Source organism: Rhizobium sp. TH2 (genome assembly GCF_024707525.1).
Classification (GTDB): domain Bacteria; phylum Pseudomonadota; class Alphaproteobacteria; order Rhizobiales; family Rhizobiaceae; genus Rhizobium_E.
On record NZ_CP062231.1, the window covers coordinates 3273947 to 3286688 of the forward strand.

The following is a 12742-nucleotide window of genomic DNA, read 5'->3' on the forward strand; positions in this document are numbered from 1 at the left end:
CCAAATCAGGGAGAATCACGATGGACGCTAAAGTCGAAAACGGGGGCAAATGTCCCGTCGCCCACACCGCCGGCAGCATCCGGAAAAACCGGGACTGGTGGCCGAGCCATCTGGATGTCAACAGTCTTCACGGGCACTCTTCGAAGTCCGACCCGATGGGCGAGGCGTTCGATTACGCCAAGGAATTCGCCAAGCTCGATCTCGCAGCGGTCAAGCAGGACCTGACTGCCCTGATGACCGATTCGCAGGATTGGTGGCCGGCAGACTTCGGGCATTACGGCGGCCTGTTCATCCGCTTGGCCTGGCATAGCGCCGGCACCTATCGCATCACTGACGGCCGCGGCGGCGCCGGTGCAGGACAGCAGCGTTTCGCACCGCTCAACAGCTGGCCGGACAACGTCAATCTCGACAAGGCGCGCCGCCTGCTCTGGCCGATCAAGCAGAAATACGGCAACCAGATTTCCTGGGCCGACCTCTATATCCTGGTAGGCAATGTCGCGCTCGAATCCATGGGCTTCAAGACCTTCGGTTTCGCCGGCGGCCGCCCCGACGTTTGGGAGCCGGAAGAGCTTTTCTGGGGCCCCGAGGGAACCTGGCTGGGCGATGAGCGCTATAGCGGCGAACGGGAACTGGCAGAACCTTTGGGCGCCGTGCAGATGGGCCTCATCTATGTCAATCCGGAAGGCCCGAACGGCAATCCCGACGCGCTCGCTTCAGCCCGCGACATCAGGGAAACCTTCGCCCGCATGGCGATGAATGACGAAGAAACCGTGGCACTGATCGCCGGCGGCCACACCTTCGGCAAGACCCATGGCGCGGGCGACCCGTCCTTCGTCGGTGTCGATCCGGAAGGCGGCGAGCTCGAACAGCAGGGCCTCGGCTGGAACAGCAAGTTCAACTCGGGCGTCGGTCGCGATGCTATCGGCAGTGGCCTGGAAGTGACCTGGACTCAGACGCCGACCAAGTGGAGCAACTTCTTCTTCGAAAACCTGTTTGGCTTCGAATGGGAGCTGACAAAGAGCCCGGGTGGTGCGAACCAGTGGGTCGCCAAGAACGCCGATGCCTCCATCCCGGACGCCTATGACCCGTCCAAGAAGCATCGCCCGACCATGCTGACCTCCGACCTGGCGCTGCGCGTCGATCCGGCTTACGAGAAGATCTCGCGCCGGTTCCTCGAAAATCCCGACCAGTTCGCCGATGCCTTCGCCCGCGCCTGGTTCAAGCTTACCCATCGCGACATGGGACCGAAGGTGCGCTATCTCGGCCCGGAAGTACCGTCGGAAGACCTGATCTGGCAGGACGTGATCCCCGCAGTCGATCACAAGCTGGTCGATGACAGGGATATCGCCGAGCTGAAGGCCAAGGTGCTCGCATCGGGCCTGTCGGTGCAGGAACTCGTCTCGACCGCGTGGGCGTCGGCCTCGACGTTCCGCGGTTCCGACAAGCGCGGTGGCGCCAATGGGGCCCGCATCCGCCTTGCCCCGCAGAAGGATTGGGAAGTCAACCAGCCGGCGCAGCTTTCCAAGGTGCTCGGCGTTCTCGAAGGCATCCAGCGGGATTTCAACGCGGCGCACAGCGACGGCAAGAAAATCTCCTTGGCCGACCTGATCGTGCTCGCTGGCGCAGCCGGCGTCGAAAAGGCAGCACAGGCTGGCGGGCAGAATGTCGTCGTTCCGTTCACGCCGGGCCGCATGGATGCCTCGCAGGAGCAGACCGACGCGGCATCCTTTGCCGCGCTCGAACCCCGCGCCGATGCTTTCCGCAACTATGTCAACAGCGGCAAGACGCAGTTCATGAAGGCCGAGGAAGCCCTCGTCGATCGCGCCCAGTTGCTGCAACTCACCGCGCCTGAAATGACCGTGCTCGTCGGCGGCCTGCGCGCGCTGAACGCCGGCGATCCGGAACATGGTGTCTTCACCGCCCGCCCCGGTACGCTCAGCAACGACTTCTTCGTCAACCTGCTCGACATGAACACGACATGGGCACCCCTTGCCGGCACGGAAGGCGTCTATGAAGGCCGTGACCGCACGACGAACGCAGTCAAATGGACCGGCACCCGCATCGACCTGATCTTCGGTTCGCACTCGCAGCTTCGCGCACTGGCCGAAGTCTACGGCCAGTCGGATGCCGGCGAGAAGTTCGTGCGTGACTTCGTGGCAGCGTGGAACAAGGTGATGAACGCGGATCGCTTCGATCTGGCCTGATCACAAAGAGTCTCTCCCAAGACTGCAAAGCCCGCGGCGAGCGATCGCCGCGGGCTTTTTCGTTTGAACAGACTGGCCGTTCAGTGCTTGGCCAGCCAATCCTTCATGAAGGCAATCTCGCTCTCCTGCGCTTTCACCACACCCTCCGAAAGCGTGCGGAGCTCCGGATCCTTGCCATATTGAAGCTGGACCTTCGCCATGTCGATCGCGCCCTGGTGATGCGGGATCATCATGGTGACGAAATCGCGGTCTGGATCGCCAGTCATCGCGGCGTTCATGTCCTTGTTCATCTTTGCCATGCCGTCCATGTAAGCCTTGCCGGCGGGATCATTATGGCCGCTATGGCCCGCAGCGGGCTTCGCATTCCGGGCCAACCAGCCGTTCATGAAGGATATCTCGCTTTCCTGCGCCTTGATGATGGCGCCGGACAATTTCTTGAGGTCGGCGTCCTTGCCGTATTGCAGCTGCACCTTGGCCATGTCTATGGCGCCCTGGTGATGGGGCACCATCATTGCGGCGAAATCGGTATCGGCATCACCGGTCATCGGCGCGGCCATGTCCTTGTTCATCCTGGTCATGCCGTCCATGTAAGCCTTGCTGGCCGGATCGGCTGGCGCGTTCATTTGCATAGTGGACATGTCGTGGCCGGGCATATCCATTTCCTGGGCAACGGTGATAGTGCCCGTCGTCATCAGGATCATCCAGATCGCCATCAGAACCATCATCACATTCTCCGTCAGTGAGACAAAGCCGAGGGGCACATTGCTGCCACCGCCGACGCATGCGCATTTCAGTTCGCGCCGGTCGATATAGACCGCCTTGAACACCGAGACCGCGCCGATCGTGCCGATGAACAGCGCGACGGGAACCGAAATCCAGACCAGCGCGCCTGATACCATCAGTATGCCGGCAAACGCCTCGGCGAAGGGATAGACATAACCATAAGGCACCCAGCGCTTGGCGAGCAGGTCGTAGTTCAGGAACATGGTCGAGAAGGTCTCGATGTTTTGCAGCTTGAGGATCGCGAGCACGCACATCGAAAAAGCAATGAACCATTCCGCCGCGCGGATGGTCAGGGCGTCGCCATAGACGGCATAGCTTGCGGCCAGCGCCATCAGCGCTGTCATCGCGAAGACCGCGATCACCGGCTTGTAGGTCGTGGCCTTGGGGTCCGCGACCGACTTGCCGAAATGACGACGCAGGTCGTCGTAGCCGCCAACGCGCTTGTCATCGATGAAGGTCTGAGGCGTGGTCTTCACGTCATGCTCGACCTTGAACGCATCGGTCGCCTCGCGCGTCCTGAGCCAGCGGTCGTCGACCTCGTAGCCCTGGCTCTCGAGCAGGTGCTTGGACTTGAGCCCCCATGGGCATGTGTGCTGGTCCATGACCATGCGATGGAGCGTACCCTGTTTGGCCATTTCATTGATTCCCTTGTCAGCCCAAATTGATTTTGATTCAGGTAAGCTGTTGTTTTTCATGAATCAGCCAAGACAAATCGATTCATCTGAAGAGGTAGGGACCTAAAAACCTTAGATCGAGAGCATCGCTCCCGTCAAAGAGCAACGAGTTTTTGCCGGCTGCGATTGTGGGGTTTCCGGACTGACATACCTCATAGAGCCTGCACCACCTATCTCAGCTCCATCGATTTTGGGAGAAGAATTGGATTGCCGATCATACGATCTAGGCTGCGAGGTCGATTACCTTGCTTAGTCCCGGCGTTCGAACGCGCTTGTGCCATCTGCGCACAGCGTCGACTGTCCCCTAGCCGACGTCTCTTTCAGTCTGATGGTTCGCGTACCTGATACCCGAACCTTTCGTCGCATCAGGCGGGAGAAATTCGAGACCCGCTTTCTCCAGGGCGCGTTGAATGCGCTCCCGTGATGCATTGTTCGCCAGGTTGTCTCCACGCTCTACGAGGGCGAGCGTGCTGCGGGAGACGTCTGCCTCGTCCGCAAGCTTCTGCTGACTCCAGCCAAGAAGGACCCGAGCAGCTCGAACCTGAACTGGAGTGCATAGCATCTTCATGGCAACTGACTTGCTTGCATGCATAAATTCTGTCAAATCCGGACACAAGGTCCAGATTTTCGTTTCTAGTGTCCGATTAACTGGACGAATCACTTAATGCCGGTTACTTCGGGGATCATCAACAACCAACTGAGTCTCTACCAAACGACCTTCGCGCGGTGACAGACTGAGTAACGTTGAAAGGACCCATTGAATGTTCACGAGCGACGAAATCATGGTGTCCAAGCTTCTAAGCTTGGCACAAGACTTAGAGCGTCTTGGCACGCCCGAGTACATCCGGGGCCTACGACCCGAAGTAACGGTATCAAGATGGTATCTCACACCGAGTGAGGTCTTCACGCTCCGGGGCGAAGTTTCTGGTCACCCCCATCCGTGAAACGCGGCTCTCTGACAATTCCGCCTACAATCGTGGGGTCGTCAACGGCTTCCTCGAGTCCTTGGACGGGTTGAACAGACGTGACGGGGTTCTGGTGATCGCAACGACCAACGAGGTTGACGTAATCGATCCTGCCATTCTTCGGGCGGGGCGTATCGACACGCATATCGAAATTACATTGCCGGACGCGGAAGCTCGTTTCGGAATCCTGGAGCGTTATCTCGGCCTCTCTATCCCCGACGGCGACAAACCGACCATCGAAAGGGCTACGGAACGTAATTCCGGTGCAGACCTAGAAGTGCTCGCTCGAAAAGCGCACCGTCTCGCAAGGGCCGCCGGCGTGGCCACGTCGATCGACCATCTCTTCAAAGCGCTGCCCAAAGTAATGGCATTGCCTGTCGAGAGGCATCGCGCAAACGCGCTGCACGAAGCCGGCCATGCCGTCATCGGTTTAGCGGTTGGCCGCACGATTGTCGATGCATGGCTGAGCGATACCTACTCCGAGGACCGCCAGCTCCAGTCGATGGGCATGGTTCGGTTCGAAACCCAAAGGCTTCACCGCAGAACTTGCGAGGTAATTTTTGGCGAACTGCTGATCGCTTTGGCGGGAATCGCCGCGGAAATCGTGATCACTGGCTGGCATGATGAGGGCGCCGCGGGTGTGATTGGCTCGGACCTCGAAATGGCAACACGCCTCGCTACGACGCTGGAGGCGGTCAATGCAATGGGAGACACACTGGTATCCGAACCCTATCGTGGTGAGTCCGAGCTCAGACGCATTCGGCAGACGAATTCAATCATATGGCAGCGTGTTGAAAAGACACTTCACATGGCGCTCGACCAAGCCAAGGCTTTGATAAGGGAAAATCTGGAGCCCATGCATGCGATAGCCCAAGAGCTGCTGCGGGCTAAGGCCCTGACGGGAGATGAAATACACACGTTGCTGTCGAACAAGTCGCTTGCGATAGCAATGGTGGAAGCCCCCGCCAGCGACGGTCTGCGGAGGTCGGCATGAGGCTCTGGATTTTCTCCGATCTTCATCTTGAGTTTGGCTGGCTGGGTCTGGAATTCGAGGTTCCGGAAGCCGACGTCTGCATCGTGGCCGGCGACATTGACGTCGGAGGTTCGACTCGCAGCATAGAGTTCTTGGTCGAACAAATTCCACCCGAAATGCCGGTCGTTTTCGTCGCCGGGAACCACGAGGTCTACCGGTCGTTTTTAACCGACGGCCTCGAAGCGGGAATGTTGAAGGCCGCCCACCATCCCAACATCCACTTCCTGGAAAACGGGACTGTGGAACTCGGCGACCTGGTGATCGCCGGGGCGACGCTTTGGACAGACTTCGAGTTGATGGGGTCCAGGGACTTGGCGATGCGCCAATGCGGCGAACTCATGAATGACTACCATGCGATCAACTGGTCGAAGAAACCGTTTTCCGCTCTGAGGCCGATGCACGCGGTTCGGAAGCATGTCGAGAGCCGTAGGTTTTTGGCAGGCTTCCTCGACGAAAATCGCGACAGGAAAACAGTCGTAGTTACTCATCATGCCCCAAGCGTGAAATCCATCGCTCCCAGATTTTCTGAAAGCATCTATTCAGCTGCTTTCGCCTCCGATCTGGAGGGGATGATAGCCGATCGAGGTCCGGACCTTTGGGTGCACGGCCACGTCCATCATAAGCTGGACTACCGGATCGGCAGCACACGGGTCATCTGCAATCCGCGGGGATATTACGGCGACGCCAACTTCGCGGATTTCGATATCGGCATGGTGGTCGAGATATGAGTGGCACATCGAGTTTGCGACGGATCGGAGATGAAGAGTTAGTGATGTTCACCGAATTGCTTCGGGGCGTAGAGGACTTGGAGTTTCACGCCACTTTTCCGGCCGAAGGAAAGTTCTTCATACGGTCTCATGGTGGGCGTGGCTACTGGTATCACAGTGTCAGTTGCGCAGACCTCGCCCAATCGAGTGCGGACAGCCGCGTTCGCTACGTGGGAGCCTGCGATGACCCGGACTTAACGAGGAGGATTTGCCAACCAAGAACCGCGCACATTGACCTGTCCCAACTGCGAAGCCGCGCCGAGACGTTGCGGCTAAAGGGGTTCACGAGCCCCACGAACATGGAGGGTCGTACTTTAAAGGCGCTCTCTAAGGCCGGCGTATTTCGTTTACGGTCAGTGCTGATCGGTTCGGTTGCCTATCAGGCTTACAGCGGGCTTCTTGGATTCCGTCTTCCCTGTGCCTCGCTTCGAACGGATGACGTGGACGTCGCCGTGGATTTTGGTGTTTCCAATAACCTCGACGACACTTGCGACGATATTCCGGAAGCCTTGCGAGAGGTTGAGCCCTCATTTTTCCCAAAGCCTCACCTAAATGACCAGACGATGATGGCGACGTTCAAATCCTCGACCGATTTTCAAGTCGAGTTTCTCACGACGCATAGGGGGTCGGACGAACATACAGGGCATTTGTCCCGTCTCCGCTCGCTCGGGCCGCACATGGCCGGTGTTCCGCTGCGATATCTAGATTTCCTTATCAAGCATCCCGTGCGATCGATGGTCCTCTTTGAATCCGGAATTGGCGTGACAATCCCAGCCCCAGAACGCTTCGCTGTCCACAAACTGATCGTCGCCGCGAGTCGGAGAGCCGGAAATCCCAAGATTTTGAAAGACTTGGCGCAGGCATCTGAGCTGATCAGTGCCCATGCTGAAAAAGGGTGGATCGGAAAGCTAGAGTTGGCTTGGGGGGAAGCATGGGCGCGAGGCGGTTCATGGCGAGCCAAACTCGCAAATTCGTTGAAGAAACTGGACAAAACAACGCAGATGCTTCTTCCCCATTGATCCAGTTGATCTGAGCGCGGTTCTACATTCAATGCCGAGGATTTCCGTGATGGGACGGCAGCTATGCGCCAAAAGGAGCCATTCGCTATCTCAGTTGATCGAGGATATGGTTGAATGCCCTCGCCACAGCAGGTCTCGGAGGCGCTGCGTCCGGGTCCTGCTCGGCCTCCACGATCAGCCAACCCTGATAGCCGCCGCTCCGGGCGAAGTCAGCGACCGGACCGAAATCGACGTCACCATCTCCCGGCACGGTGAACATGCCTCGGCGCACGCCTTCATTGAAGCTGAGGTCGCCAACGCGCACCGGCTCCATAACGCGACTACGAACGTCCTTCAGGTGAATGTGGGCGACCCGGTCGCCGAAGCGTTCGATCAACAACGCATAATCGAAGCCGGCACCGACGGCGTGCCCGGTGTCGAGGAGAAGGCCAACTTCCGATCCCGCTTGGTCGAACAGCGCGGAAACCTCGTCGAATGTTTCCACTACCATCATCAGATGATGGTGGTAGGCCAATCGAAGACCGTATTGCCCACGAAGGCGCTTGGAGAATTCGGTCAAGCGCAACACATAATCCGCGACAGCGTCGTCAGGCATGACCAGCCGCTTCGACATGGGGGCGTCGAGCGGCGTGCCGGGCGTCATCATCGCCACCTCACCGTAGACCATGACCGCGCTGCCCATGTCGCGTAAAAGGCTGGCATGAGGGGCCACCGCGGCCATCTCGGCATTAACGTCGCGCTCCGCCAGTTCGCCCGAATGCCACCCGGAAGCCAACGCCAAACCGCGCGATTCCAGAAATGGACGAAGCGTCGCGGCGTCGCGAGGAAACTTGCGCCCGAGTTCAATGCCCTGGTAGCCGATTGCGGCCGCATCATCCAGACAGGTCTCGAGCGGGATGTTCGCGCCGAGGTCCTCGAGAACGTCGTTGGCCCAGGACAACGGACTCACTCCAAGACGGACGCCTTGCGGGAGGGAGGATAGGGACTGGTTCATCTGCGTCTCCAAATTTTGCGCACGGGTTCGCGATCCCGCGCCGCAGGGCGCAGGTTCGAATGACAGGTTTCAGGTCACGTGGACGACCGGACGACGAGCTTGCCCGGAAGGGAAATGGTCTCTCCTTCGCGCTTGCCAGTGACCATTTCCACGATGAGGTCGACCATCTCGCGGCACGGCTGCTCGTAAGTCGTGAGGCCGAACGCGGGTGTCGCGCCGAGTTCGTAATTGTCGAAGCCGACGACGGCGATGTCCTCCGGCACCCTAAGACCGAACTCGCTGCGGATCGTCTCCATCGCGCCGATCGCCAGGATGTCGTTCTCGCACATCAGGACATCGACCCGGTCTTCAGGGGAGGTATTCTTCAAATACTCACGCGCCGAGGCTCCTCCGTCCTCCCGGCTGTACCGCTCCGCCGCGATGTCCACGATATGCTCTACGCCCTTCTCTCTCCAGAAGTCGGCAAAGTGCTGCCGCCTGCGCAACGCGGTGGAGAGTACGGCCGCTCCGGTCATGAAGCCGGGCTTTCGGTATCCGCGTCCGTGAAGATGGTCGACGATGTCCCTGAGACCGACTTCCGAATCGCAGACGACAGCTGGGACACCGTCGATCTGGCTGTCGCGGGCGAGCACGAACATGGGCGGCATGCCGGGACCGAGGCGACGGTCGTTCAAGGTCTCGTCGCGGAATGCCGTCCCGAGAAGAATGATCGCGTCGACCAGGCGTTGGTCGGCATTGAGCAGCGCGTGCACGTGGTCGAAGTGGTTATTGATGTTGATGAGCATCGCCACGAGGCCCTCGGCCTGCAGCCGCTCCGTCAGCGATTCGAGAAAGGGAAGCTTCTGGGGGTTGGCGAAGTCGTCAACGAGCACGGCGACCTGATGGGTCACGTTTGTCGAAAGGCTGCGCGCCAGAAGATTCGGCGAGTAGTTCAGTTTCTCCGCCGCCTCCATGATCTTGCGTTTGGCTTCGTCGGTGATCGACGCGCCTGGCTTGAACGCGCGGATGACCGTCCACTTGGACACCCCCGCCGCCTCCGCCACTTCCTTTGCCGTTGCCCGCTTTCGCATGTGTCTCCCTCGGACGGAACAAATATTCCATCTCGTCTGCCAATGAAATAATCTCTTGCTTTTATAACATCCCCGGATAATATGCACTCACTTGCACCCGGGTGCAAGATGCTTTTAGCCGCCCAGAGGAGTCGTCGGCCCATCAGGAGGATAAAATGAAAGCTCTTTTCAAGACGCTCGCCATGAGCGCAATCGCATTCGGTGTCGCCACCTCGGCCGCCGTCGCCGTTAAGCCGCAGGAAATCTCCATCATCGCCGTCACGCACGGGCAGGCTTCGGACCCGTTCTGGTCGATCGTCAAGAACGGCATGATGCAGGCGGCCAAGGACAGCAACGTCAATGTCGAATACCGCGCGCCCGAAACTTTTGACATGGTCGCGATGGGCCAGCTGATCGAAGCCGCCGTCAACCAGAATCCGGCAGGCATCGTCATCTCCAATCCCGATCCGGACGCTCTCGGCCCGGCGATCGAAAAGGCTGTCGCCGCGGGCATCCCGGTCATCTCGATGAACTCGGGCATCGCCGCCCAGGAGAAGCTCGGCATAAGGCTTCATGTCGGCCAGGACGAAACTCCGGCAGGCATCAAGGTCGGTGCGAAGCTCAAGTCGCTCGGCCTCAAGCATGTCCTCTGCGTCAACCAGGAAGTCGGCAATGCCGCGCTCGACCAGCGTTGCGCAGGTACCGAAAAAGGCTTTGAAGGCGGCAAGGTGACCGTTCTCCCGACGACGGCCGATCCGGCTGAAATCGAAGCCAAGATTCAGGCCGCTCTAACCTCCGACCCATCCATCGACGTCGTCCTCGGTCTCTCCGCTCCGCTCGTCGGCGAACGCGCCGTCGCCGTGGTCGAAAAGATGGGCAACGGCGACAAGGTCAAGGTCGCTTCCTACGACCTCTCGGCCAACTTCCTCCAGGCCGTTGCCGACGGCAAGGCGCTTTTCGCCGTCGACCAGCAGCCCTATCTGCAGGGCTATCTGCCCGTGACCTTCCTCGCTCTCAATGCGCGCTACGGCACCATTCCGGCAGGCAACGTCCCGTCGGGTCCGGCCATCATCGAGAAGGATACCGCGGCTTCCGTCATCGAGAAGTCCTCCCAGGGCATTCGCTAAGCGAAGCCCGGCGGTCCCCAACCTCCACGGGGGCCGCCACCCTTTCTGACGCATGACGCTGTCCGAGTTCCCTGTTGGAGCTGTGGCGTCCTCGCGACTTACGACCATTCTCAAAGGAACGGGCCATGTCCCTCGTCAATGAACAGAACGGCGCGACAGCTTCGCGCGCCGATGAGCGGCTGAAGAAGGTGTCTACCCTCACTTCCTTCCTGCGCCGCCCCGAACTCGGAGCTGTCGCCGGATTGGTGCTCGTGGCGATCTTCTTCGTCTTCACCGCGAACCCGGCGATGTTCACGCTGGCGGGCATCATGAACTTCATGGCTCCGGCCGCACAGCTCGGCATCCTCGCAATCGGTGCCGCGCTCCTCATGATCGGCGGGGAGTTCGACCTCTCCATCGGGTCTATGGTGGCCTTCGCCGGCCTCGTCTTCGGCACTGCGCTCGTGGTGCTTCAACTCCCTCTGAGCGTCGCCATCCTGATCGCGATGGCCTTCGCCGCCGTCATTGGCATCACCAACGCGCAGATCACGATCCGGACGGGTCTGCCCTCCTTCATCGTCACGCTTGCATTCCTCTTCATTCTACGAGGCCTGACACTCGTGGGTCTCAAATGGGCCAGCGGCGGTTCCACCCAGCTCCGTGGAATGAAAGAAGCCGCCGCCAACAGTCCTCTCGCCCCCATTTTCTCGGGCGATGCGTTTCCAGGATTGTTCCGTTGGATGGCCGAGCTCGGCGTGATCGCCAAGCTTCCCAACGGCAATCCGCAGGTGCCGGGCATCCCTGTCGAAATCCTCTGGTTCATCGCCATCGCGCTCGCCGCGACCTGGCTTCTGCTGAGGACCCGTTTCGGCAACTGGATTTTCGCGGCCGGCGGCGACGCATGGGCGGCCCAGAAGTCGGGCGTTCCGGTTCGCCGGGTGAAGACTACGCTCTTCGTGATCACCGCGCTCTGCGCCACCCTCGTTGCAATCCTGACCGTGCTTGACGCTGGCTCTACGGATGCGCGGCGCGGCTTCCAGAAAGAGTTCGAGGCGATCATTGCCGCAGTCATCGGCGGCTGCCTTCTGACGGGCGGATACGGTTCGGCGATCGGTGCCTTCTTCGGCTTAATCGTGTTCGGCATGGTGCTGATCGGCCTGACCTACACCTCGATCGACCAGGATTGGTATCTCGTGTTCCTCGGCGGCATGCTGCTGATCGCGGTCATCTTCAACAACGTCATCCGCAAGCGCGTTACGGGAGAACGGTGATGAGCAATTCCCAGACGCCCCTCGTCGAGGTCAAGGACCTTGTCAAACACTTCGGTTCCGTCATCGCCCTCAACGGCGTGTCTATGAAGGTGCATTCCGACGAAGTCCTGTGCCTGCTGGGGGACAATGGCGCGGGCAAGAGCACGCTGATCAATACCCTCGCTGGCGTGCATAAACCCAGCTCCGGCGAGTTCCTCGTCGATGGCCAGCCGAGGCTGTTCTCAGGCCCGCGCGACGCCCTCGATGCGGGCATCGCCACGGTCTATCAGGACCTCGCCATGATCCCGCTGATGTCGGTCACCCGGAACTTCTTCATGGGCCGGGAGCCCCTGAAAGGCTTCGGCCCGTTCAAGACCATGGACATGGACCTCGCCGACAACGTCACGCGCGACGAGATGCACCGGATCGGCATTGATGTCCGCGATCCGCAGCAAGCCGTCGGCACGTTGTCGGGTGGCGAACGCCAGTGCGTCGCAATCGCACGCGCCGTCTACTTTGGCGCAAAGGTCCTGATCCTCGACGAACCGACATCCGCCCTAGGCGTCGCCCAGACCTCGATGGTGCTGAAATACGTCAACCAGGTCCGCGAGAAGGGCCTCGGCGTGATCTTCATCACCCACAATGTGCGCCACGCCTACGCAGTCGGCAACCGCTTCACGGTTCTCAACCGCGGCAAGACGCTGGGCACCTTCACGAAGGGCGAGATCAGCATCGACGAGCTTCAGAACCTGATGGCGGGCGGCAAGGAACTGCAATCCGTGTCCCAGGAACTCGGCGGAACCATCTGACCCCGCCCTGTGGACCCGGCGCGCGTCGGCTCCACCAACCAGTCCCGATCACCGATCGGTCAAGCAACAACGCCAAGAGGAGCCCGGCA

The 12742-nt window shown here is 59.9% G+C and carries 11 protein-coding genes and 1 pseudogene; 7 read left to right on the top strand and 5 right to left on the bottom strand.

Annotated elements, in window-relative coordinates; genetic code table 11:
• Positions 1-20: 20 nt before the first annotated feature.
• Positions 21-2204: a catalase/peroxidase HPI gene (katG, locus tag IHQ71_RS16205; RefSeq protein WP_258157493.1), complete on the top strand. Its 2184-nt coding sequence runs from the start codon at positions 21-23 to the stop codon at positions 2202-2204.
• Positions 2205-2284: 80 nt separating this feature from the next.
• On the opposite strand, the gene IHQ71_RS16210 is transcribed toward katG, so the two are convergent.
• The 3 genes and pseudogenes from IHQ71_RS16210 to IHQ71_RS16220 form a co-directional block, all read right to left on the bottom strand.
• Entirely contained in the window at positions 2285-2905 is a 621-nt protein-coding gene (locus IHQ71_RS16210; RefSeq protein WP_374990034.1) for a DUF305 domain-containing protein, read from the bottom strand.
• A pseudogene (locus IHQ71_RS16215) lies at positions 2885-3622 on the bottom strand (MauE/DoxX family redox-associated membrane protein); the annotation flags it as partial. The gene IHQ71_RS16210 and the pseudogene IHQ71_RS16215, both read right to left, overlap by 21 nt.
• 343 nt (positions 3623-3965) lie before the next feature.
• On the bottom strand, positions 3966-4253 hold the full coding sequence (locus tag IHQ71_RS16220) for a helix-turn-helix domain-containing protein (RefSeq protein WP_308737965.1): 288 nt from the start codon (positions 4251-4253) through the stop codon (positions 3966-3968).
• A gap of 302 nt (positions 4254-4555) precedes the next feature.
• Here IHQ71_RS16220 and IHQ71_RS16225 point away from each other — a divergent pair, with 302 nt between their 5' ends.
• The 3 genes from IHQ71_RS16225 to IHQ71_RS16235 all read left to right on the top strand — a co-directional run bounded on the left by IHQ71_RS16225 (position 4556) and on the right by IHQ71_RS16235 (position 7445).
• Positions 4556-5620: an AAA family ATPase gene (locus IHQ71_RS16225; RefSeq protein ID WP_258157494.1), complete on the top strand. Its 1065-nt coding sequence runs from the start codon at positions 4556-4558 to the stop codon at positions 5618-5620.
• Positions 5617-6387, top strand: a complete 771-nt coding sequence (locus tag IHQ71_RS16230; protein ID WP_258157495.1) for a metallophosphoesterase — start codon at positions 5617-5619, stop codon at positions 6385-6387. The genes IHQ71_RS16225 and IHQ71_RS16230 overlap by 4 nt, the downstream gene beginning before the upstream one ends.
• A 338-nt stretch (positions 6388-6725) precedes the next feature.
• Positions 6726-7445 carry a GSU2403 family nucleotidyltransferase fold protein gene (locus IHQ71_RS16235; protein ID WP_258157496.1) on the top strand — a complete coding sequence of 240 codons (720 nt, stop codon included), beginning with the start codon at positions 6726-6728 and terminating at the stop codon, positions 7443-7445.
• An 85-nt stretch (positions 7446-7530) separates the two neighbouring features.
• Here IHQ71_RS16235 and iolE read toward each other — a convergent pair whose 3' ends face one another.
• Positions 7531-8439 (bottom strand): myo-inosose-2 dehydratase, encoded by a 909-nt coding sequence (iolE, locus tag IHQ71_RS16240; protein ID WP_258157497.1) that lies wholly within the window; start codon positions 8437-8439, stop codon positions 7531-7533.
• 74 nt (positions 8440-8513) lie between these two features.
• Positions 8514-9509: a LacI family DNA-binding transcriptional regulator gene (locus IHQ71_RS16245; RefSeq protein WP_258157498.1), complete on the bottom strand. Its 996-nt coding sequence runs from the start codon at positions 9507-9509 to the stop codon at positions 8514-8516.
• Between the two features lie 155 nt (positions 9510-9664).
• Here IHQ71_RS16245 and IHQ71_RS16250 point away from each other — a divergent pair, with 155 nt between their 5' ends.
• The 3 genes from IHQ71_RS16250 (at position 9665) to IHQ71_RS16260 (ending at position 12653) form a co-directional block, all read left to right on the top strand.
• Positions 9665-10615 (top strand): sugar ABC transporter substrate-binding protein, encoded by a 951-nt coding sequence (locus IHQ71_RS16250; RefSeq protein ID WP_258157499.1) that lies wholly within the window; start codon positions 9665-9667, stop codon positions 10613-10615.
• A gap of 125 nt (positions 10616-10740) precedes the next feature.
• Entirely contained in the window at positions 10741-11865 is a 1125-nt protein-coding gene (locus IHQ71_RS16255; RefSeq protein WP_258157500.1) for an ABC transporter permease, read from the top strand.
• The gene (locus IHQ71_RS16260) at positions 11865-12653 is read left to right on the top strand and encodes an ATP-binding cassette domain-containing protein (RefSeq protein ID WP_258157501.1); all 789 of its coding nucleotides are present in this window, start codon (positions 11865-11867) and stop codon (positions 12651-12653) included. Before IHQ71_RS16255 ends, IHQ71_RS16260 begins: the two co-directional genes overlap by 1 nt.
• Positions 12654-12742: the final 89 nt, after the last annotated feature.

What these genes read in the sequence shown, in the direction of transcription:
- katG (WP_258157493.1), top strand. Translation starts at nt 21, where the DNA reads ATGGACGCTAAAGTCGAAAACGGGGGCAAATGTCCCGTCGCCCACACC.
- IHQ71_RS16210 (WP_374990034.1), bottom strand. Translation starts at nt 2,905, where the DNA reads ATGATCCTGATGACGACGGGCACTATCACCGTTGCCCAGGAAATGGAT.
- IHQ71_RS16220 (WP_308737965.1), bottom strand. Translation starts at nt 4,253, where the DNA reads ATGCATGCAAGCAAGTCAGTTGCCATGAAGATGCTATGCACTCCAGTT.
- IHQ71_RS16230 (WP_258157495.1), top strand. Translation starts at nt 5,617, where the DNA reads ATGAGGCTCTGGATTTTCTCCGATCTTCATCTTGAGTTTGGCTGGCTG.
- IHQ71_RS16235 (WP_258157496.1), top strand. Translation starts at nt 6,726, where the DNA reads ATGGAGGGTCGTACTTTAAAGGCGCTCTCTAAGGCCGGCGTATTTCGT.
- iolE (WP_258157497.1), bottom strand. Translation starts at nt 8,439, where the DNA reads ATGAACCAGTCCCTATCCTCCCTCCCGCAAGGCGTCCGTCTTGGAGTG.
- IHQ71_RS16245 (WP_258157498.1), bottom strand. Translation starts at nt 9,509, where the DNA reads ATGCGAAAGCGGGCAACGGCAAAGGAAGTGGCGGAGGCGGCGGGGGTG.
- IHQ71_RS16250 (WP_258157499.1), top strand. Translation starts at nt 9,665, where the DNA reads ATGAAAGCTCTTTTCAAGACGCTCGCCATGAGCGCAATCGCATTCGGT.
- IHQ71_RS16255 (WP_258157500.1), top strand. Translation starts at nt 10,741, where the DNA reads ATGTCCCTCGTCAATGAACAGAACGGCGCGACAGCTTCGCGCGCCGAT.
- IHQ71_RS16260 (WP_258157501.1), top strand. Translation starts at nt 11,865, where the DNA reads ATGAGCAATTCCCAGACGCCCCTCGTCGAGGTCAAGGACCTTGTCAAA.